Consider the following 14981-nt stretch of genomic DNA (forward strand, 5'->3'; position numbering starts at 1 on the left):
GGGGGTGGGCGCCGTCCCGGCGCCCGGGGGAATCACTTCGGAGCGAGGCGGGTAGCGCCGTCCAGGCGGATGGTCTCGCCGTTGAGATAGGTGTTGCCGAGGATGAAGCCGACCAGGCTGGCGAAGTCTTCCGGCTTGCCCAGGCGCGACGGGAACGGAATGGAGGCGGCCAGCGACTGCTGCACGGCCTCGGGCATGCCGTCCACCATCGGCGTCCAGAACACGCCCGGCGCGATGGTGTTGACGCGGATGCCGAAGCGCGAGAGCTCGCGGGCCATCGGCAGGGTCATCGAGACCACGCCGCCCTTGCTGGCGGCGTAGGCCGCCTGGCCGATCTGGCCTTCATAGGCAGCGATGCTGGCGGTGTTGATGATCACGCCGCGCTCGCCATCGTCGCCGGCGTCGTTGTGCTGCATGCGATTGGCGGCGGCCTTGGCCACGTTGAAGCTGCCGACCAGGTTCACCATCACCGTGCCCTGGAAGCCGGCCAGCGGCATCGGGCCCTCTTTGCCAAGCACGCGGCCGGCACCGAGGATGCCGGCGCAGTTCATCGCCACGTTCAGGCCGCCGAGGAAATCGTGGGCCTGGTCGATGGCAGCGGCTACGGCCGTCTCGTCGCTGACATTGACGTTGAAGTAGCGGGCGTTGCCTGCCCCCAGTCCGGTGACGGCGGTCGCGCCCTTGTCGTCGTTGAGGTCGAACAGGGCGACCTTGCCGCCGTGGGCGACCAGGTGCTGGGCCACGGCCAGGCCGAGGCCGGAAACGCCGCCGGTGATCACGGCACGTACGGAAGACAGCTGCATTGAACGGTCCTGCAGGTTCGAGAGCCGCCGATTCTAACGGAAGCCAGGGCGGGCGCCGTTGTGCGGTGCTGCAATTGGGGGGGTAGAGTCGAGCTTGCTCGACTGCTCTTTGCTAAAGCCAGTCGAGCAAGCTCGACTCTACAGAAGCGGTGGTCGAGCTTGCTCGACTCTACAGAAAAGGCGGGCGAGCTGGGTCGGTGCTACGGGGTGGGGCGCAGTCGCCGCTCGAACTCGTCGGCGGGCAGGCCTGGGGCGAACAGGAAGCCCTGGCCGATGGTGACCCCCAGGCCCAGCAGGCACTGGCGCTGGGCCTCGGTTTCCACGCCCTCGGCCACGACTCCCAGGCCCAGGCTGCGGGCGATGGCGCACACCGCTTCGCATACCGCCACGTCCGAGCGGTTGCGCGGGATGCCCTCGACGAACAGCTGGCTCAGTTTCAGGCCATGGATCGGCAGCCGGCGCAGGTAGTTCAGTGCGCTGTAACCCTCGCCGAAGTCGTCGATGGTCAGCATGACGCCCATCTCGCGCAGGCGGGCAAAGGTGCGCAGGGTATCGGGCGCATCCTCGATCAGCACCCGCTCGGTGAACTCCAGTTCCAGCACCGTGCCGGGCAGGTTGAACTCATCCAGCACCTGGCGCACCCAGCGGGCGAGATCCTCGCCGACGAACTGGCGCCAGGACACGTTCACCGCCACCCGGATCGGCGCCAGGCCATCGTCCTGCCATTGCCGCACCTGCCGGCAGGCCTCGCGCAACGCCCACTGGCCGATCCGTACGATGTCCCCGGTGTGCTCGGCGTGGCGGATGAACAGGTCCGGGCGCATCTGCCCCAGTTGTCCGTTGTGCCAGCGCATCAAGGCCTCGCAGCCGGTGATGGCCCCGGTGCGCAGGTTGATCTGTGGCTGGTACACCAGCCGGAATTCGTCCCCATCCAGCGCCTTGTGCAGGCGGCTCTCGATCTGCAGGCGGTCATTCTGGCGCTCGGCCAGTTCCTGCGAGAACACGTGCCAGCCGTTGCGGGTGCGGCGCTTGCACTCGTACATGGCGGTGTCGGCGTTCTGGATGAGCTGCTGCGGGCGGTCGCCATCGCCGGGGGCCTTGGCGATGCCGATGCTGGCAGTGACCTGGAATTCGTCGCTGCCCAACTGGAAGGGCGGAGAGAACGCGGTGGTAATGCGTTCGGCCAACTGCTCGGCCTGGTCCGGCTGGTCGCGCAGGTCGCAGATCACCAGGAATTCATCCCCGCCGAAGCGGGCGAGCAGGCCTTCGGTGCCGATGGCCGAGGCGATGCGCCGGGTCGCTTCGATCAGCAGCTCGTCGCCGGCATTGTGGCCGAGCAGATCGTTGACCACCTTGAACCGGTCCAGGTCGATGTACAGCACGGCCACCCGGTCGTGCCCGGGGCTGCCCATACGCACGCCCAGATCGTTCAGCACCGCATCGCGGTTCATGATGCCGGTCAGCGGGTCGGTGCGCGCCTGTACGCGCAGGGTCTCCTCGGCCTGCTTGCGTTCGGTGATGTCCTGCAGGGTGCCGGTGATGCGGGCGGCATCGACATCGCCGGTGGACACCTCACCGATCATCCGGATCCAGAACGAGTGGCCGTCGCGGCGCTGGCCCTGCAGTTCCAGGCCGAAGCTGCTGCGGTGTTCGATGGTGTCGGCCAGGGCCTGCTGCAGGGAGGCGCGGTCATCACTGCGCAGGCAGTCCAGCAGGTCGGTCATGTCCTGCAGGTCGTCGGGCTGGCCGACGATGCGCCGTGCCTCGTCGGTCAGGTACAGCCGCTGCAGGCTGCGGTCCCATTCCCAGCCGCCGATGTGCGCCAGCGACTGCGCCCGCGCGAACAGCAGGTTGTTGCGCTTCAGCTCGGTGATGTCGCTGAACATCGAATACACATGGTCGGCCTGGTCGCAGCCGGTGCCGAACACCGGCACGTTGGTGGTCGACAGCCATAGCATGCGCCCGCGCGGACGGTGGTACAGGCCGATGATCGTGCTGCGGATGACCCGCCCGGCCTGGAAGCAGCGGATGGTCGGCCACTGTGCCTGGGTGAGGGTGTTGCCGTGCTCGTCCACGATCAGCCAGGCGTCCGGGTCGAGCAGGGTGTGGAAGCCGTTGCCATTGCTGGTCACGCCGAGGATGCGGTGCGCGGCTGGATTGGCCGAGACCACCCGCAGATCGCGGTCGAACAGGATCACGCCCTTGTCGATGGATTCCATCAGCAGCCGGTAGCGCGATTCGGCCCGCCAGCGCCCGCTCAGGTCGCGCGCCACCGCGACGATGCAGGGCTGTCCGTGATCCTGGAAGCCAGCCGAGTGCACTTCCACCGGAAAACGGCTGCCATCACCGCGCATGTTCGTTACTTCGATGACGTAGGTGTCGCCGCGGTTGAGGGCTTCCCAGACCGGCTGCAGGTGGTCGCTGGGCAGGTCGGGATTGAGCAGTTCGATCGGCTGGCCGACGATGGCCTCACGGGGCCGGTCATAGGCGTGGATGCCGGCCCGGTTGACGTCCAGAACCACGCCGTCGGCGCTGAGGATGCTGACCGGATCGGGAACCGCATCGAACAGGGCGGCGTAGCGCTCCTGGGCTTCGCCCATGCGCAGGCGGGCGTCGATCAGGGCCTCCATGGCCTGCCGCAGCAGGCGCGCCTGCGCGGCCGGCGGGGCGCTGGCCAGCGCAGCCTGCAGTGCGGCCAGCGCGTCGTCGGTCACGGCGGATGCTTCGCCGTAGGCCGGAACGTCGCGCGGGCCGCTGTCGTTCATGTCGCCGCCAGGGCCTGCCCGACCCGGCTGGCGGTGCTGCGGCCGAGCAGCGCGGCCAGCCAGCGCCCGGTGTCGGCCAGTGCCGGCAGCTCAACGCCGCAGTCCAGGCCCAGGCCCTGCAGCAGGTAGACCACGTCTTCGCTGGCCACGTTGCCGCTGGCGCCCTTGGCGTACGGGCAGCCGCCCGCGCCGGACACCGCGCTGTCCACCACGCGGACGCCTTCTTCCAGGCAGCTGCTGATGTTGGCGATGGCCTGGCCGTAGGTGTCGTGGAAATGCACTGCCAGTGCGTCCATCGGAATCTCGGCGGCGACAGCCTTCAGCATGGCCCGTGCCTTGCGCGGCGTGCCGACGCCGATGGTGTCGCCCAGAGAGATTTCATAGCAGCCCATGTCGTGCAGCGCCCGCGCCACCCGCACCACGTCGGCCAGCGGCACCTCGCCCTGGTAGGGGCAGCCCAGTACGGTGGATACATAGCCGCGCACGCGCACGCCGTCTTCGGCTGCCCGGCGCAGGATCGGAGCGAACCGTTGCAGTGACTCGTCAATGCCGGCGTTGGTGTTGGTGCGGTTGAAGGTTTCAGAGGCGGCGGTGAACACCGCCACTTCCTGCACGCCGGCGGCGCGTGCACGGTCATAGCCCTGCTCGTTGGGCACCAGTACCGGGTAGGCGATGCCGGGCCGGCGGTCGATGCCGGCATAGACCTCGGCGGCGTCGGCCAGCTGCGGTACCCAGCGCGGGCTGACGAAGCTGGTGGCCTCGATGGTGCGCAGGCCGGTGGCGGACAGGCGGTCGATCAACGCGATCTTGTCGGCGGTGGTCACCGCCTGCTTTTCGTTCTGCAGGCCGTCACGTGGGCCCACTTCGACGATGCGGACGAAATCGCTCATCGACGCACCTCCGTGGCGGGCAGGGTGAGGTGGGCAGCAGGGGCGGAAGCGGATTCGATCACGAGGGTTCCTGGAGAACGGGGGCGGCCCGGTCTCCACCGGGCTGCCAACAGGGATACGCAGGTCGGCCGCGAAAGCGGCCACATCAAGGTTCTGCGACGCGGCAGGGCGGGAGGCTCAGGTCTCCGTCACCCAGTGCGGGGCGCGCTTGTCGAGGAAGGCGCCAAGGCCCTCCTGGCCCTCGGCAGACACGCGCAGCCGTGCGATCAGGGCGGCATTGTCGCGGTCCAGGGTGTCACGGTCGTGGCTGCTGCAGACCTGGCGGACCAGCGCCTTGGCCGACGCCGAGGCAATCGGGCCGGCCTTGTCCAGCAGGGCCAGCTGGCGCTGCACGGCGTCGTCCAGGCGCTCCGGCTCGACCACCTGATGGACCAGGCCGATGCGCAGCGCGGTGTCGGCGTCGAAGTGCTCGCCGGTGGCGAACCAGCGGCGGGCCTGGCGCGGGCCGATGGCCTCGATCACGTAGGGCGAGATCACGGCCGGCAGCAGGCCCAGACGGCTTTCGGTCAGGCCGAAGCGGGCCGCCGGAGTGGCGATGGCGATATCGCAGCAGGCCACCAGGCCGACGCCGCCGCCGAAGGCCGCGCCATGGACCCGGGCCAGGGTCGGCTTGGGCAGTTCGTCCAGGGTGCGCATCAGCCGCGCCAGCGCCAGCGAATCCTCGCGGTTCTCGGCCTCGCTGGCGGCGGCCATGCCGCGCATCCACTGCAGGTCGGCACCGGCCGAGAACGAGGGGCCGTGGCCGGCCAGCACCACCACCCGCACCGCCGGGTCACGGCCGGCGGCGTCCAGGGCATCGGTCAGCCGGGCAATCAGACTGGCGTCGAACGCATTGTGCAGCTCCGGCCGGTTCAGCCAGAGGGTCAGGACGGCGCCATCGCGCTCGATCAGCAAAGCATCGTTCATGGGAATCCGGGGTCACTCCATACCTGTATGGATCATAGCGGGCCATTGGTCATGGGCCATGACGCGACGCGGGAATGTTAGAATCGAGAACCATTTACATCCAGCTGAGATCGCGCTAGATGACGCTGTCCGAACTGCCCCTGCACACCCCGGCCGTGGTCGATTCCGTGCAGGACCTGCACGCCAACGATGCCATTGCCAGGCGCCTGCGCGAGCTGGGCTTCGTCAAGGGCGAAGAAGTGCGCCTGGTAGCCAAGGGGCCAATCGGCGGCGAGCCGCTGCTGGTGCAGGTCGGGTTCACCCGGTTCGCGCTGCGCATCAGCGAAGCCAAGCGGGTCGTCATCGGTACCGCTTCCGCAGAGGCCCGCGCATGAACGCCGCCGTCAACACCGCACCGCTGCGCATCGCGCTGGTGGGCAACCCCAACAGTGGCAAGACCGCGCTGTTCAACCAACTGACCGGCAGCCGGCAGAAGGTTGCCAACTACACCGGCGTGACCGTCGAACGCAAGGAAGGCCGCCTGCGTGCGCCGTCCGGCCGTGAGTTCGCCGTGCTCGACCTGCCCGGCGCCTACAGCCTGCAGCCGGCCAGCCTGGATGAGGCGATTACCCGCGACCTGTGCCGGGGTTTCTACCCGGGCGAGGCCGCGCCGGACGTCCTGCTGTGCGTCATCGACGCCACCAACCTGCGCCTGCATCTGCGTTTCGCCCTGGAGCTGCGCGAGCTGGGCAAGCCGATGGTGATCGCGCTGAACATGGTCGATGCGGCCCAGCGCCGTGGCATCCGCATCGACGTGGCCGCGCTGGAGCGCGAGATCGGCGTGCCAGTGGTGGAGACCGTGGCGGTGCGCAAGCAGGGCGCCAAGGCGCTGGTCGATCGCCTCGATGCGATGGTGCCGCACCTGGACGCGCCGCTGGCCGCAGTGGAAGGCGGCATTGATTACCACGCCAAGGTGCGCAGCATCCTCGCGGCTGCCGTCACCATGCCGGCGCGCACCGCGAAGATCGACGACGCGCTGGACCGTTGGCTGCTGCATCCGGTGTTCGGCCTGATCACCCTGGTGGTGGTCATGTTCCTGATCTTCCAGGCGGTGTTCGCCTGGGCGACGCCGCTGATGGACGGCATCGAAGCCGGCTTCGGCTGGCTGGGCGAGGCCGTTGGTGGCGTACTGCCGGAAGGTCCGCTGACCAGCCTGCTGACCGACGGCATCATCGCCGGCCTCGGCGGCGTGGTGGTGTTCCTGCCGCAGATCCTCATCCTGTTCGCCTTCATTCTGGCCCTGGAAGAATCCGGCTACCTGCCACGCGCCGCGTTCCTGCTCGACCGCATGATGGCCGGCGCCGGCCTGTCGGGTCGTTCGTTCATCCCGCTGCTGTCCAGCTTCGCCTGCGCGGTGCCCGGCATCATGGCCACGCGCAGCATCCAGGACCCGCGTGACCGCCTGGCGACCATCCTGGTGGCGCCACTGATGACCTGTTCGGCGCGCCTGCCGGTGTATGCGCTGCTGATCGGCGCGTTCATCCCGGCCGGCAAGGTGGGCATCTTCAACCAGCAGGGCCTGGTCCTGTTCGGCCTGTACGTGGCGGGAATCCTCAGTGCGCTGGTGATGTCGTGGGTGATGAAGAAGTGGCGACGCGACAAGAGCGAACACCCGCTGATGCTGGAGCTGCCGTCCTACCGCCTGCCGCACGTGCGCGACCTGGCCGTGGGCCTGTATGAGCGCGGCATGATCTTCCTGCGCCGGGTGGGCGGCATCATCCTGGCCCTGACCATCCTGCTGTGGGTGCTGCTGACCTTCCCCGGTGCCCCGGCCGACGCCACCATGCCGGCCATCGACTACAGCTACGCCGGGCAGATCGGCCATGCGATGACGGCGATCTTCGCGCCGCTGGGTTTCAATTGGCAGATCTGCATCGCGCTGATCCCGGGCCTGGCCGCACGCGAAGTGGCCGTGTCCTCGCTGGCTACGGTCTACGCGCTGTCGGCGGCGGACGATGATGCAGCCATCTCGGCGCTGTCGCCCGTGGTGGCGGACGGCTGGTCGCTGGCTACCGGCCTGGCGCTGATGGTGTGGTTCATCTACGCACCGATGTGCATTTCCACCCTGGCCACCATCAAGCGCGAAACCAATTCGTGGAAGACGATGGGCTTCTCGGCGCTGTACCTGTTCGCTGCGGCCTACGTGGCGGCGCTGATCACCTACCAGGTGACCGTGGCGCTGGGAGGCGGCTGATGGACGCCGGCCTGCTGGTGCAGTACCTCATCATCGCGGTGGCCGTGCTGGTCAGTGCGTGGGTGGTGCTGAAAAAGCAGTTCCCCGGTACGGCGCGCAGGCTGCGCGGCACCCTGGCGCTGGCCCTGCTCAAGCCGGGCCGCGCCGCCTGGATGCAGGCGCTGGGGCGGAAGATCGCTCCCCCGGCCAGCGGCGGCGGTGGCGCATGTGGCGGCTGCGACAGCTGCGGACCGACCAAGCGGTAGAGTCGAGCTTGCTCGGCTGCGTTGGTTGGGTCCCATCCACGCATGGCGTGGATCTACACCTCCTTGCGGATGATCGCGCGGAAGGCGCCGTGCTGCGACAGTCGCCGCACCGTCTGCCGGTTTCCATGGGCCGCGACGAAGCCGGCGACATCGGCGAGGGCGCCGAGCAGCAGGGCCTGCAGCTGCTCACGATCGCCGGCCGCGAGCAGGTCATCTAGATCCTGCTGGATGAAGGTCCGGCGCAGGCCGGGTGTCTCTTCTATCCGCCAGTCCACATGCGGGGTGGGGATGCTGCTGCGGTACCTGAACGCGGTTTCGAGGTCGGTGGGCGTGAGTGCCTGCTCGAGCAGCTCCGGGAAGTAGAGCCCGGCGTTCACATAGAAGCCCCTGTCCGGCGTGGCAGCTTGGTGGTTCACCACGAGCGAGGCGCCGTCCAGCAGCCGGTAACGGGTGGTGGTCGTCCCGGCAAAGCCCGTCTTCCTCGCACATTTGCTGAAGACTGTTGAAGATTTCATGGACGCTGTCCCGGCCGGAAAGGTGGCCAACAGCGTTGAGGGGCGGGGCTTTGCCGTCAATGGGCGAATGCGACACGTGATTCATCCACGCATGGCGTGGATCTACCGGACCTCCTGCCGGCAGCGCCGCTCAGTCCCTGACCAGCCCGCCATCGACCACCAGATTCTGCCCGGTTACCGCGCGTGCCCATGGGCTGGCGAAGAACAGCGTGGCATCGGCAAACTCGGCCGGCGTGGTCACGCTGCGTAGTGGCGTGTTGGCGGCGATGTAGTCGAACACCGCTTCGGGCGTGGCCGCGCTGGCGTCGGTGCTGCGCAGCAGGCCGCCGGACAGCATGTTCACCGTGATGCCGTGCGGGCCGAGGTCGCCGGCCAGGGTGCGGGTCAACGAGAGCAGGGCGGCTTTGGCGGCGGTGTAATCGTGGTAGGGCACCACCGGGTTCTGGAACAGGTTGGTGCCGATGTTGATGATCCGGCCGAAGCGCTGCGCCTGCATGCGGGGCAGGGCCGCCTGCACGGTATTCAGTGCGCCGCGCACGCTGCCCTCGAACTGCGCCTGGAACGCCGGCCAGCCGATGTCGCCGGCTTTGTCGCGTGCATCGCCGTTGAAGGAGAACGCGGCCAACGCGTTGTTGACCACGGTGGTCACGCTTTGGCCGAAATGCGCCTGTGCGTGCTGCAGCAGCGCCTCGACCTGGTCGCGATCGGTGACATCGGCCTGCAGGGCCACGGCCTGTCCACCCAGCTCCCGTGCCAGTGCCCGCGCGGGCGTCTCGCTGCGCTGGTAGTTGATGACCACGCGCGCGCCCTGTGCGGCGAATGCGCGGGCGATATGCGTGCCCAGGCCGCGTCCTGCGCCGGTAACCAGGACCAGTTGTTCGCTGATCTGCATGATGGGAATGCGTTCCATTGCCTGAAAGGGCATGCAGCGTAGCAGCGTTGGTGCTTGCCCGATCCACCACGCTGCCGCTAGCCTGCGTGCATGAACCAGACTCCCCTGCGATTGCTCATCCACGGCGCTTCCGGGCGCATGGGCCAGGCCCTGCTGCGCCTGGCCGCCGAACACCCCGAATCCCTGCAGGTCGTGGCTGCGGTGACCGGCCGCGCGCCCGCCCAGCGCGTGATCGACGGCGTGCCGTACTTTGCCGCCAGCGAGCTGGCAGGTGTGCCGGACTTCGATGTGGCGATCGACTTCAGCCTGCCCGAGGGTTTCGACCCGATGCTGGCGCTGTGCGTGGAGCGTGGCGCCGGCCTGGTGTCCGGCACGACCGGGATCTCTACGGTGCAGCGCCAGGCGCTGGAGGCTGCTGCGGCGGCGATCCCGCTGGTCTGGGCCTCCAACTTCAGTCTCGGCGTCGCCGTGCTGGACGAACTGGTGGAACGCGCTGCGCAGGCGCTGGCCGGCTGGGACTGTGATGTGGTCGAGTCGCACCATACGCAGAAGAAGGACGCGCCCTCGGGCACCGCGCTGACCCTGGGCGCGGCCGCACAGCGGGGCGGGGCGGAGCCGCACTACGCCAGCCTGCGCGCCGGTGACATCGTCGGCGAGCATCTGGTGCAGTTCACGGGGCTGGGCGAGCGCATCGAGCTGGTGCACCGCGCGACCAACCGCGACATCTTCGCCCGTGGCGCGCTGTTTGCCGCGCGTCAGCTGCAGGCCCGCGCGGCCGGCAGCTACCGGGTGCGCGATCTGCTTGACGGCCCGCGGGGCTGAATCGCCCGGGGTCGGATCCCTTTCCAGCGGAAAGGGCTCTGACCCCCTCTGCGGGCATCCGGGGTCAGAGCCTTTCCCGTCCGGGAAAGGATCCGACCCCGGGCGAGGGCGCCGCATACGCCGCCGGATTGAAATGAATACGCAATCGCCTGTTCATAAAGCGATATAACCGCTGGCGCGAGCGCGCCGGCAGCGCTACAATTCGCACTCGCCGAATCACGAAAGCCGGACCGGTCCCAGACCGTACGTCCGCGCTTTTTTGCAACCGGATTTCCGTGAAGCGCAGGCGTGACTTCGGCAGCCCCCTCGGTAGCCAAAGTGAGATTTCCGTGACCCAAGCCGCAATCCTCGTCCTCGAAGACGGCACCGTATTCGAGGGCGAATCCGTAGGCGCGCCCGGCCTGTCCGTCGGTGAGGTGGTGTTCAACACCGCCATGACCGGTTACCAGGAAGTGTTGACCGACCCGTCCTACGCCCGGCAGATGGTCACGCTGACCTATCCGCACATCGGCAACACCGGCATGACCGACCAGGACAACGAAGCGTCCAAGGTGTGGTCGGCCGGGCTGATCGTGCGCGACGTGCCGCGCCGTCCCAGCAACTGGCGCAGCCAGGTGTCGCTGCAGGACTGGCTGATCCAGCGTGGCGTGGTCGCCATCGCCGGCATCGACACCCGCAAGCTGACCCGCATCCTGCGCGAGAAGGGCGCGCAGAACGGTGCGCTGATGGCTGGCGACATCGACGTGGAAAAGGCACTGGAAGCCGCCCGCAAGTTCCCGGGCCTGAAGGGCATGGATCTGGCCAAGGTCGTCACTACCGAGAAGACCTACACCTGGACCGAAGGCCAGCTGGACCTGGACGCCAACGCGTTCGTCAGCGTGCCGGCGAAGTTCAAGGTCGTGGCCTACGATTTCGGCGTGAAGACCAACATCCTGCGCATGCTGGCCGAGCGCGGCTGCGAAGTGACCGTGGTGCCGGCGCAGACCCCGGCTGCGGAAGTGCTGGCACTGAAGCCGGACGGCGTGTTCCTGTCCAACGGCCCGGGTGACCCGGAACCGTGCGACTACGCCATCGAAGCGATCAAGACCTTCATCGACGTGAAGATCCCGACCTTCGGCATCTGCCTGGGCCACCAGCTGCTGGGCCTGGCCTCGGGCGCGAAGACCATGAAGATGGGTCACGGCCACCACGGTGCCAACCACCCGGTGCAGGACCTGGACAATGGCCGGGTGATGATCACCTCGCAGAACCACGGTTTCGCGGTCGATGAATCGACCCTGCCGTCCACCCTGCGCGTGACCCACCGTTCGCTGTTCGACGGCACCAACCAGGGCATCGCGCGCACCGATGTGCCGGCCTTCTCGTTCCAGGGCCACCCGGAAGCGTCGCCCGGCCCGACCGACGTCGGCCCGCTGTTCGACCGCTTCGTGGCCCTGATGGAACAGAGCAAGGCGTGATCAGTACGCCGCCGGCCTGCCGGTGGCGTCGCGATGGACCGTAAGCCCCCGCATCGCTGCTGCCTCCGGCGCGGCGCTGCGGATCAAGATTCCTGATCGACAGCGTGCGATCACTCCCCTTGTCACGCTGTACTGACTTAGAGAAGAAAATGCCCAAGCGCACTGACCTCAAGACCATCCTCATCATCGGTGCTGGCCCGATCGTCATCGGCCAGGCCTGCGAGTTCGACTACTCCGGCGCCCAGGCCTGCAAGGCCCTGCGTGACGAGGGTTACCGCGTGGTGCTGGTCAACAGCAACCCGGCCACCATCATGACCGACCCGGAGATGGCCGACGCCGTCTACATCGAGCCGATCAACTGGCAGACGGTCGAGAAGATCATCGCCAAGGAAAAGCCCGATGCGCTGCTGCCGACCATGGGTGGCCAGACCGCGCTGAACTGCGCGCTGGACCTGGCCGACAACGGCGTGCTGGAGAAGTACAACGTCGAACTGATCGGCGCCAAGCGCGACGCGATCCGCATGGCCGAAGACCGCGAGCTGTTCCGCGTCGCCATGGGTGAAATCGGCCTGGAATGCCCGACCGCCGCCGTCGCCCACACCCTGGACGAAGCGCTGGAGATCCAGACCCGCGTCGGCTACCCGACCATCATCCGCCCCAGCTTCACCCTGGGTGGCAGCGGTGGCGGCATCGCCTACAACCGCGAAGAACTGGTCGAGATCGTCAGCCGCGGCCTGGAACTGTCGCCGACCACCGAAGTGCTGGTCGAAGAATCGGTGCTGGGCTGGAAGGAATTCGAGATGGAAGTGGTCCGCGATACCGCGGACAACTGCATCATCGTCTGCTCGATCGAAAACCTGGACCCGATGGGCGTGCACACCGGTGACTCGATCACCGTGGCCCCGGCCCAGACCCTGACCGACAAGGAATACCAGCGCCTGCGCGATGCCTCCATCGCCGTGCTGCGCAAGATCGGCGTCGATACCGGTGGCTCGAACGTGCAGTTCGGCATCAACCCGACCACCGGCCGTGTGGTGGTGATCGAGATGAACCCGCGCGTGTCGCGTTCCTCGGCACTGGCTTCCAAGGCCACCGGCTTCCCGATCGCCAAGGTCGCCGCCAAGCTGGCCGTGGGTTACACCCTGGACGAACTGAAGAACGAGATCACCGGCGGCCTGACCCCGGCCTCGTTCGAGCCGTCCATCGATTACGTCGTCACCAAGATCCCGCGCTTCGCCTTCGAGAAGTTCCCGGCCGCCGATGCCCGCCTGACCACCCAGATGAAGTCTGTGGGTGAGGTGATGGCGATGGGCCGCACCTTCCAGGAGTCGATGCAGAAGGCCCTGCGTGGCCTGGAGACCGGCAAGGTGGGCTTCGACCCGACCGGGCTGGACCTGGCCAATGAGGACGACCTGCAGACCCTGCGCCGCGAGCTGAAGGCCCCGGGCCCGGAGCGCCTGTTCTACGTGGCCGATGCGTTCCGCGCCGGCATGAGCGTGGAAGAGATCTACGCGCTGTCCTTCATCGACCATTGGTTCCTGGACCAGATCGAGGAAATCATCGCTGCGGAAGCTGAAGTGGCTGCCGGTGGCATCGACGCGCTGGACGCCGCGCGCCTGCGCAGGCTGAAGCGTGCCGGTTTCTCCGACGCCCGCCTGGCCCAGCTGACCGGCACCAACGAAGCGGCCATCCGTGCGCTGCGTCGTGCGCACAAGGTGCGCCCGGTCTACAAGCGCGTGGACTCGTGTGCCGGTGAATTCTCCACCGGTACCGCCTACCTGTACTCGACCTACGAGGACGAGTGCGAAGCCGCGCCGACCAACCGTGACAAGATCATGATCCTCGGCGGCGGCCCCAACCGCATCGGCCAAGGCATCGAGTTCGACTACTGCTGCGTGCACGCGGCACTGGCGTTGCGCGAGGATGGTTACGAAACCATCATGGTCAACTGCAACCCGGAAACCGTGTCGACCGACTACGACACCTCCGACCGCCTGTACTTCGAGCCGCTGACCCTGGAAGACGTGCTGGAAATCGTCGAACTGGAACAGCCCAAGGGCGTGATCGTGCAGTACGGCGGCCAGACCCCGCTGAAGCTGGCGCGCGCGCTGGAAGCCAACGGCGTGCCGGTGATCGGCACCAGCCCGGATTCGATCGACCTGGCCGAAGACCGCGAGCGCTTCCAGCAGCTGGTGGATTCGCTGGGCCTGAAGCAGCCGCCGAACCGCATTGCCCGCAACGACCAGGAAGCCCTGCTGCTGGCCCGCGAGATCGGCTACCCGCTGGTGGTGCGCCCGAGCTACGTGCTGGGTGGCCGCGCGATGGAAATCGTCTACGGCGAATCCGACCTGGCCCGCTACGTGCGTGATGCGGTGAAGGTGTCCAACGATTCGCCGGTGCTGCTGGACCGCTTCCTGGACAACGCCGTGGAATGCGATGTGGACATCATCGCCGACAAGGATGGCAACGTCCTGATCGGCGGCGTGATGGAGCACATCGAAGAAGCCGGCGTGCACTCGGGCGATTCGTCCTGCTCGCTGCCGCCGTACTCGCTGTCGGCCAGCACCCAGGCCGAGCTGCGCCGCCAGGTGGTGGAGCTGGCCAAGGCCCTGAACGTGGTCGGCCTGATGAACACCCAGTTCGCGATCCAGACCAGCGAAGAAGGTGAAGACACCATCTACCTGCTGGAAGTGAACCCGCGTGCGTCGCGTACCGTGCCGTTCGTGTCCAAGGCCACCGGCATGGCGCTGGCCAAGATCGCCGCGCGCTGCATGGCCGGCAAGACCCTGGTAGAGCAGGGCGCGACCGAAGAGATCGTGCCGGACTACTACTCGGTGAAGGAAGCGATCTTCCCGTTCGCCAAGTTCCAGGGCGTCGACCCGATCCTCGGGCCGGAAATGCGCTCCACCGGTGAAGTGATGGGCGTCGGCCGTACCTTCAACGCCGCCTTCGCACGTGCGCAGGAAGCGGGCAGCATCAAGGCCCCGCCGGTCGGCAAGGCCTTCGTTTCGGTGCGCGACCCGGACAAGAAGCGCGTGCTGCCGGTGGCCAAGGCCCTGCTGGCGCGTGGCTACAGCCTGGTGGCCACCCGTGGCACTGCCGCGTGGCTGCAGCAGCACGGCATGGACTGCGAAATCATCAACAAGGTGGTGGAAGGCCGTCCGCACATCGTCGATTCGATCAAGAACGGCGAGATCGTCTATATCGTCAACACGACCGAAGGCCGTGCCGCGATCAACGACTCGTTCTCGATCCGTCGCGAGGCGCTGCAGCACCGCGTCACCTATTCGACCACCATTGCCGGCGCCAAGGCGCTGGTGGATTCACTGGAATTCCGCGGCACCGGCCCTGTCTGGTCGCTGCAGGAGCTGCACAAGGAGTTGAATGCATGAG

Annotated in this window: 12 protein-coding genes; 6 read left to right on the forward strand and 6 right to left on the reverse strand. The window is 67.5% G+C overall.

Annotated features, from left to right (window positions below):
* Window positions 1-32 precede the first annotated feature (32 nt).
* From C1924_RS09185 to C1924_RS09200, 4 genes are all read right to left on the reverse strand, one after another.
* Entirely contained in the window at window positions 33-803 is a 771-nt protein-coding gene (locus C1924_RS09185) for an SDR family oxidoreductase (RefSeq protein ID WP_108765013.1), read from the reverse strand.
* 200 nt (window positions 804-1003) lie between these two features.
* Window positions 1004-3568: an EAL domain-containing protein gene (locus tag C1924_RS09190; RefSeq protein WP_108765014.1), complete on the reverse strand. Its 2565-nt coding sequence runs from the start codon at window positions 3566-3568 to the stop codon at window positions 1004-1006.
* Complete coding sequence (locus C1924_RS09195) at window positions 3565-4458, reverse strand: hydroxymethylglutaryl-CoA lyase (protein WP_108765015.1); 894 nt, start codon at window positions 4456-4458, stop codon at window positions 3565-3567. Before C1924_RS09195 ends, C1924_RS09190 begins: the two co-directional genes overlap by 4 nt.
* 177 nt (window positions 4459-4635) lie before the next feature.
* Window positions 4636-5424, reverse strand: a complete 789-nt coding sequence (locus C1924_RS09200) for an enoyl-CoA hydratase/isomerase family protein (RefSeq protein ID WP_108765016.1) — start codon at window positions 5422-5424, stop codon at window positions 4636-4638.
* A gap of 119 nt (window positions 5425-5543) precedes the next feature.
* On the opposite strand from C1924_RS09200, the gene C1924_RS09205 reads away from it, so the two are divergent.
* From C1924_RS09205 to C1924_RS09215, 3 genes are read left to right on the forward strand one after another with little or no spacing between them, the layout of a single operon-like run.
* The gene (locus tag C1924_RS09205; RefSeq protein WP_108765017.1) at window positions 5544-5798 is read left to right on the forward strand and encodes a FeoA family protein; all 255 of its coding nucleotides are present in this window, start codon (window positions 5544-5546) and stop codon (window positions 5796-5798) included.
* Entirely contained in the window at window positions 5795-7657 is a 1863-nt protein-coding gene (gene feoB / locus C1924_RS09210) for a ferrous iron transport protein B (RefSeq protein ID WP_108765018.1), read from the forward strand. The genes C1924_RS09205 and feoB overlap by 4 nt, the downstream gene beginning before the upstream one ends.
* Window positions 7657-7902 carry a DUF6587 family protein gene (locus C1924_RS09215; RefSeq protein WP_108765019.1) on the forward strand — a complete coding sequence of 82 codons (246 nt, stop codon included), beginning with the start codon at window positions 7657-7659 and terminating at the stop codon, window positions 7900-7902. The genes feoB and C1924_RS09215 overlap by 1 nt, the downstream gene beginning before the upstream one ends.
* A gap of 53 nt (window positions 7903-7955) precedes the next feature.
* Here C1924_RS09215 and C1924_RS09220 read toward each other — a convergent pair whose 3' ends face one another.
* A complete protein-coding gene (locus C1924_RS09220; protein WP_108767013.1) occupies window positions 7956-8417 on the reverse strand; it encodes a DUF4304 domain-containing protein in 462 nt (153 codons plus the stop codon).
* A 130-nt stretch (window positions 8418-8547) separates the two neighbouring features.
* Window positions 8548-9327 carry a 3-oxoacyl-ACP reductase gene (locus C1924_RS09225; protein WP_108765020.1) on the reverse strand — a complete coding sequence of 260 codons (780 nt, stop codon included), beginning with the start codon at window positions 9325-9327 and terminating at the stop codon, window positions 8548-8550.
* A 72-nt stretch (window positions 9328-9399) separates the two neighbouring features.
* Here C1924_RS09225 and dapB point away from each other — a divergent pair, with 72 nt between their 5' ends.
* The 3 genes from dapB to carB all read left to right on the forward strand — a co-directional run bounded on the left by dapB (window position 9400) and on the right by carB (window position 14980).
* Window positions 9400-10131 carry a 4-hydroxy-tetrahydrodipicolinate reductase gene (gene dapB / locus C1924_RS09230; protein WP_108765021.1) on the forward strand — a complete coding sequence of 244 codons (732 nt, stop codon included), beginning with the start codon at window positions 9400-9402 and terminating at the stop codon, window positions 10129-10131.
* 329 nt (window positions 10132-10460) lie between these two features.
* Window positions 10461-11588 carry a glutamine-hydrolyzing carbamoyl-phosphate synthase small subunit gene (gene carA, locus C1924_RS09235; protein WP_108765022.1) on the forward strand — a complete coding sequence of 376 codons (1128 nt, stop codon included), beginning with the start codon at window positions 10461-10463 and terminating at the stop codon, window positions 11586-11588.
* A gap of 149 nt (window positions 11589-11737) precedes the next feature.
* A complete protein-coding gene (gene carB, locus C1924_RS09240; RefSeq protein ID WP_108765023.1) occupies window positions 11738-14980 on the forward strand; it encodes a carbamoyl-phosphate synthase large subunit in 3243 nt (1080 codons plus the stop codon).
* Window position 14981 lies beyond the last annotated feature (1 nt).

The organism is Stenotrophomonas sp. ESTM1D_MKCIP4_1, assembly GCF_003086895.1.
In the GTDB taxonomy this organism is placed as follows: domain Bacteria; phylum Pseudomonadota; class Gammaproteobacteria; order Xanthomonadales; family Xanthomonadaceae; genus Stenotrophomonas.

Excerpts from the sequence above, each read along its gene's own strand:
- carB (WP_108765023.1), top strand. The coding sequence starts at position 11,738 with ATGCCCAAGCGCACTGACCTCAAGACCATCCTCATCATCGGTGCTGGC.
- dapB (WP_108765021.1), top strand. The coding sequence starts at position 9,400 with ATGAACCAGACTCCCCTGCGATTGCTCATCCACGGCGCTTCCGGGCGC.
- C1924_RS09190 (WP_108765014.1), bottom strand. The coding sequence starts at position 3,568 with ATGAACGACAGCGGCCCGCGCGACGTTCCGGCCTACGGCGAAGCATCC.
- C1924_RS09215 (WP_108765019.1), top strand. The coding sequence starts at position 7,657 with ATGGACGCCGGCCTGCTGGTGCAGTACCTCATCATCGCGGTGGCCGTG.
- C1924_RS09220 (WP_108767013.1), bottom strand. The coding sequence starts at position 8,417 with ATGAAATCTTCAACAGTCTTCAGCAAATGTGCGAGGAAGACGGGCTTT.
- C1924_RS09185 (WP_108765013.1), bottom strand. The coding sequence starts at position 803 with ATGCAGCTGTCTTCCGTACGTGCCGTGATCACCGGCGGCGTTTCCGGC.
- C1924_RS09200 (WP_108765016.1), bottom strand. The coding sequence starts at position 5,424 with ATGAACGATGCTTTGCTGATCGAGCGCGATGGCGCCGTCCTGACCCTC.
- C1924_RS09205 (WP_108765017.1), top strand. The coding sequence starts at position 5,544 with ATGACGCTGTCCGAACTGCCCCTGCACACCCCGGCCGTGGTCGATTCC.
- C1924_RS09195 (WP_108765015.1), bottom strand. The coding sequence starts at position 4,458 with ATGAGCGATTTCGTCCGCATCGTCGAAGTGGGCCCACGTGACGGCCTG.
- feoB (WP_108765018.1), top strand. The coding sequence starts at position 5,795 with ATGAACGCCGCCGTCAACACCGCACCGCTGCGCATCGCGCTGGTGGGC.
- C1924_RS09225 (WP_108765020.1), bottom strand. The coding sequence starts at position 9,327 with ATGGAACGCATTCCCATCATGCAGATCAGCGAACAACTGGTCCTGGTT.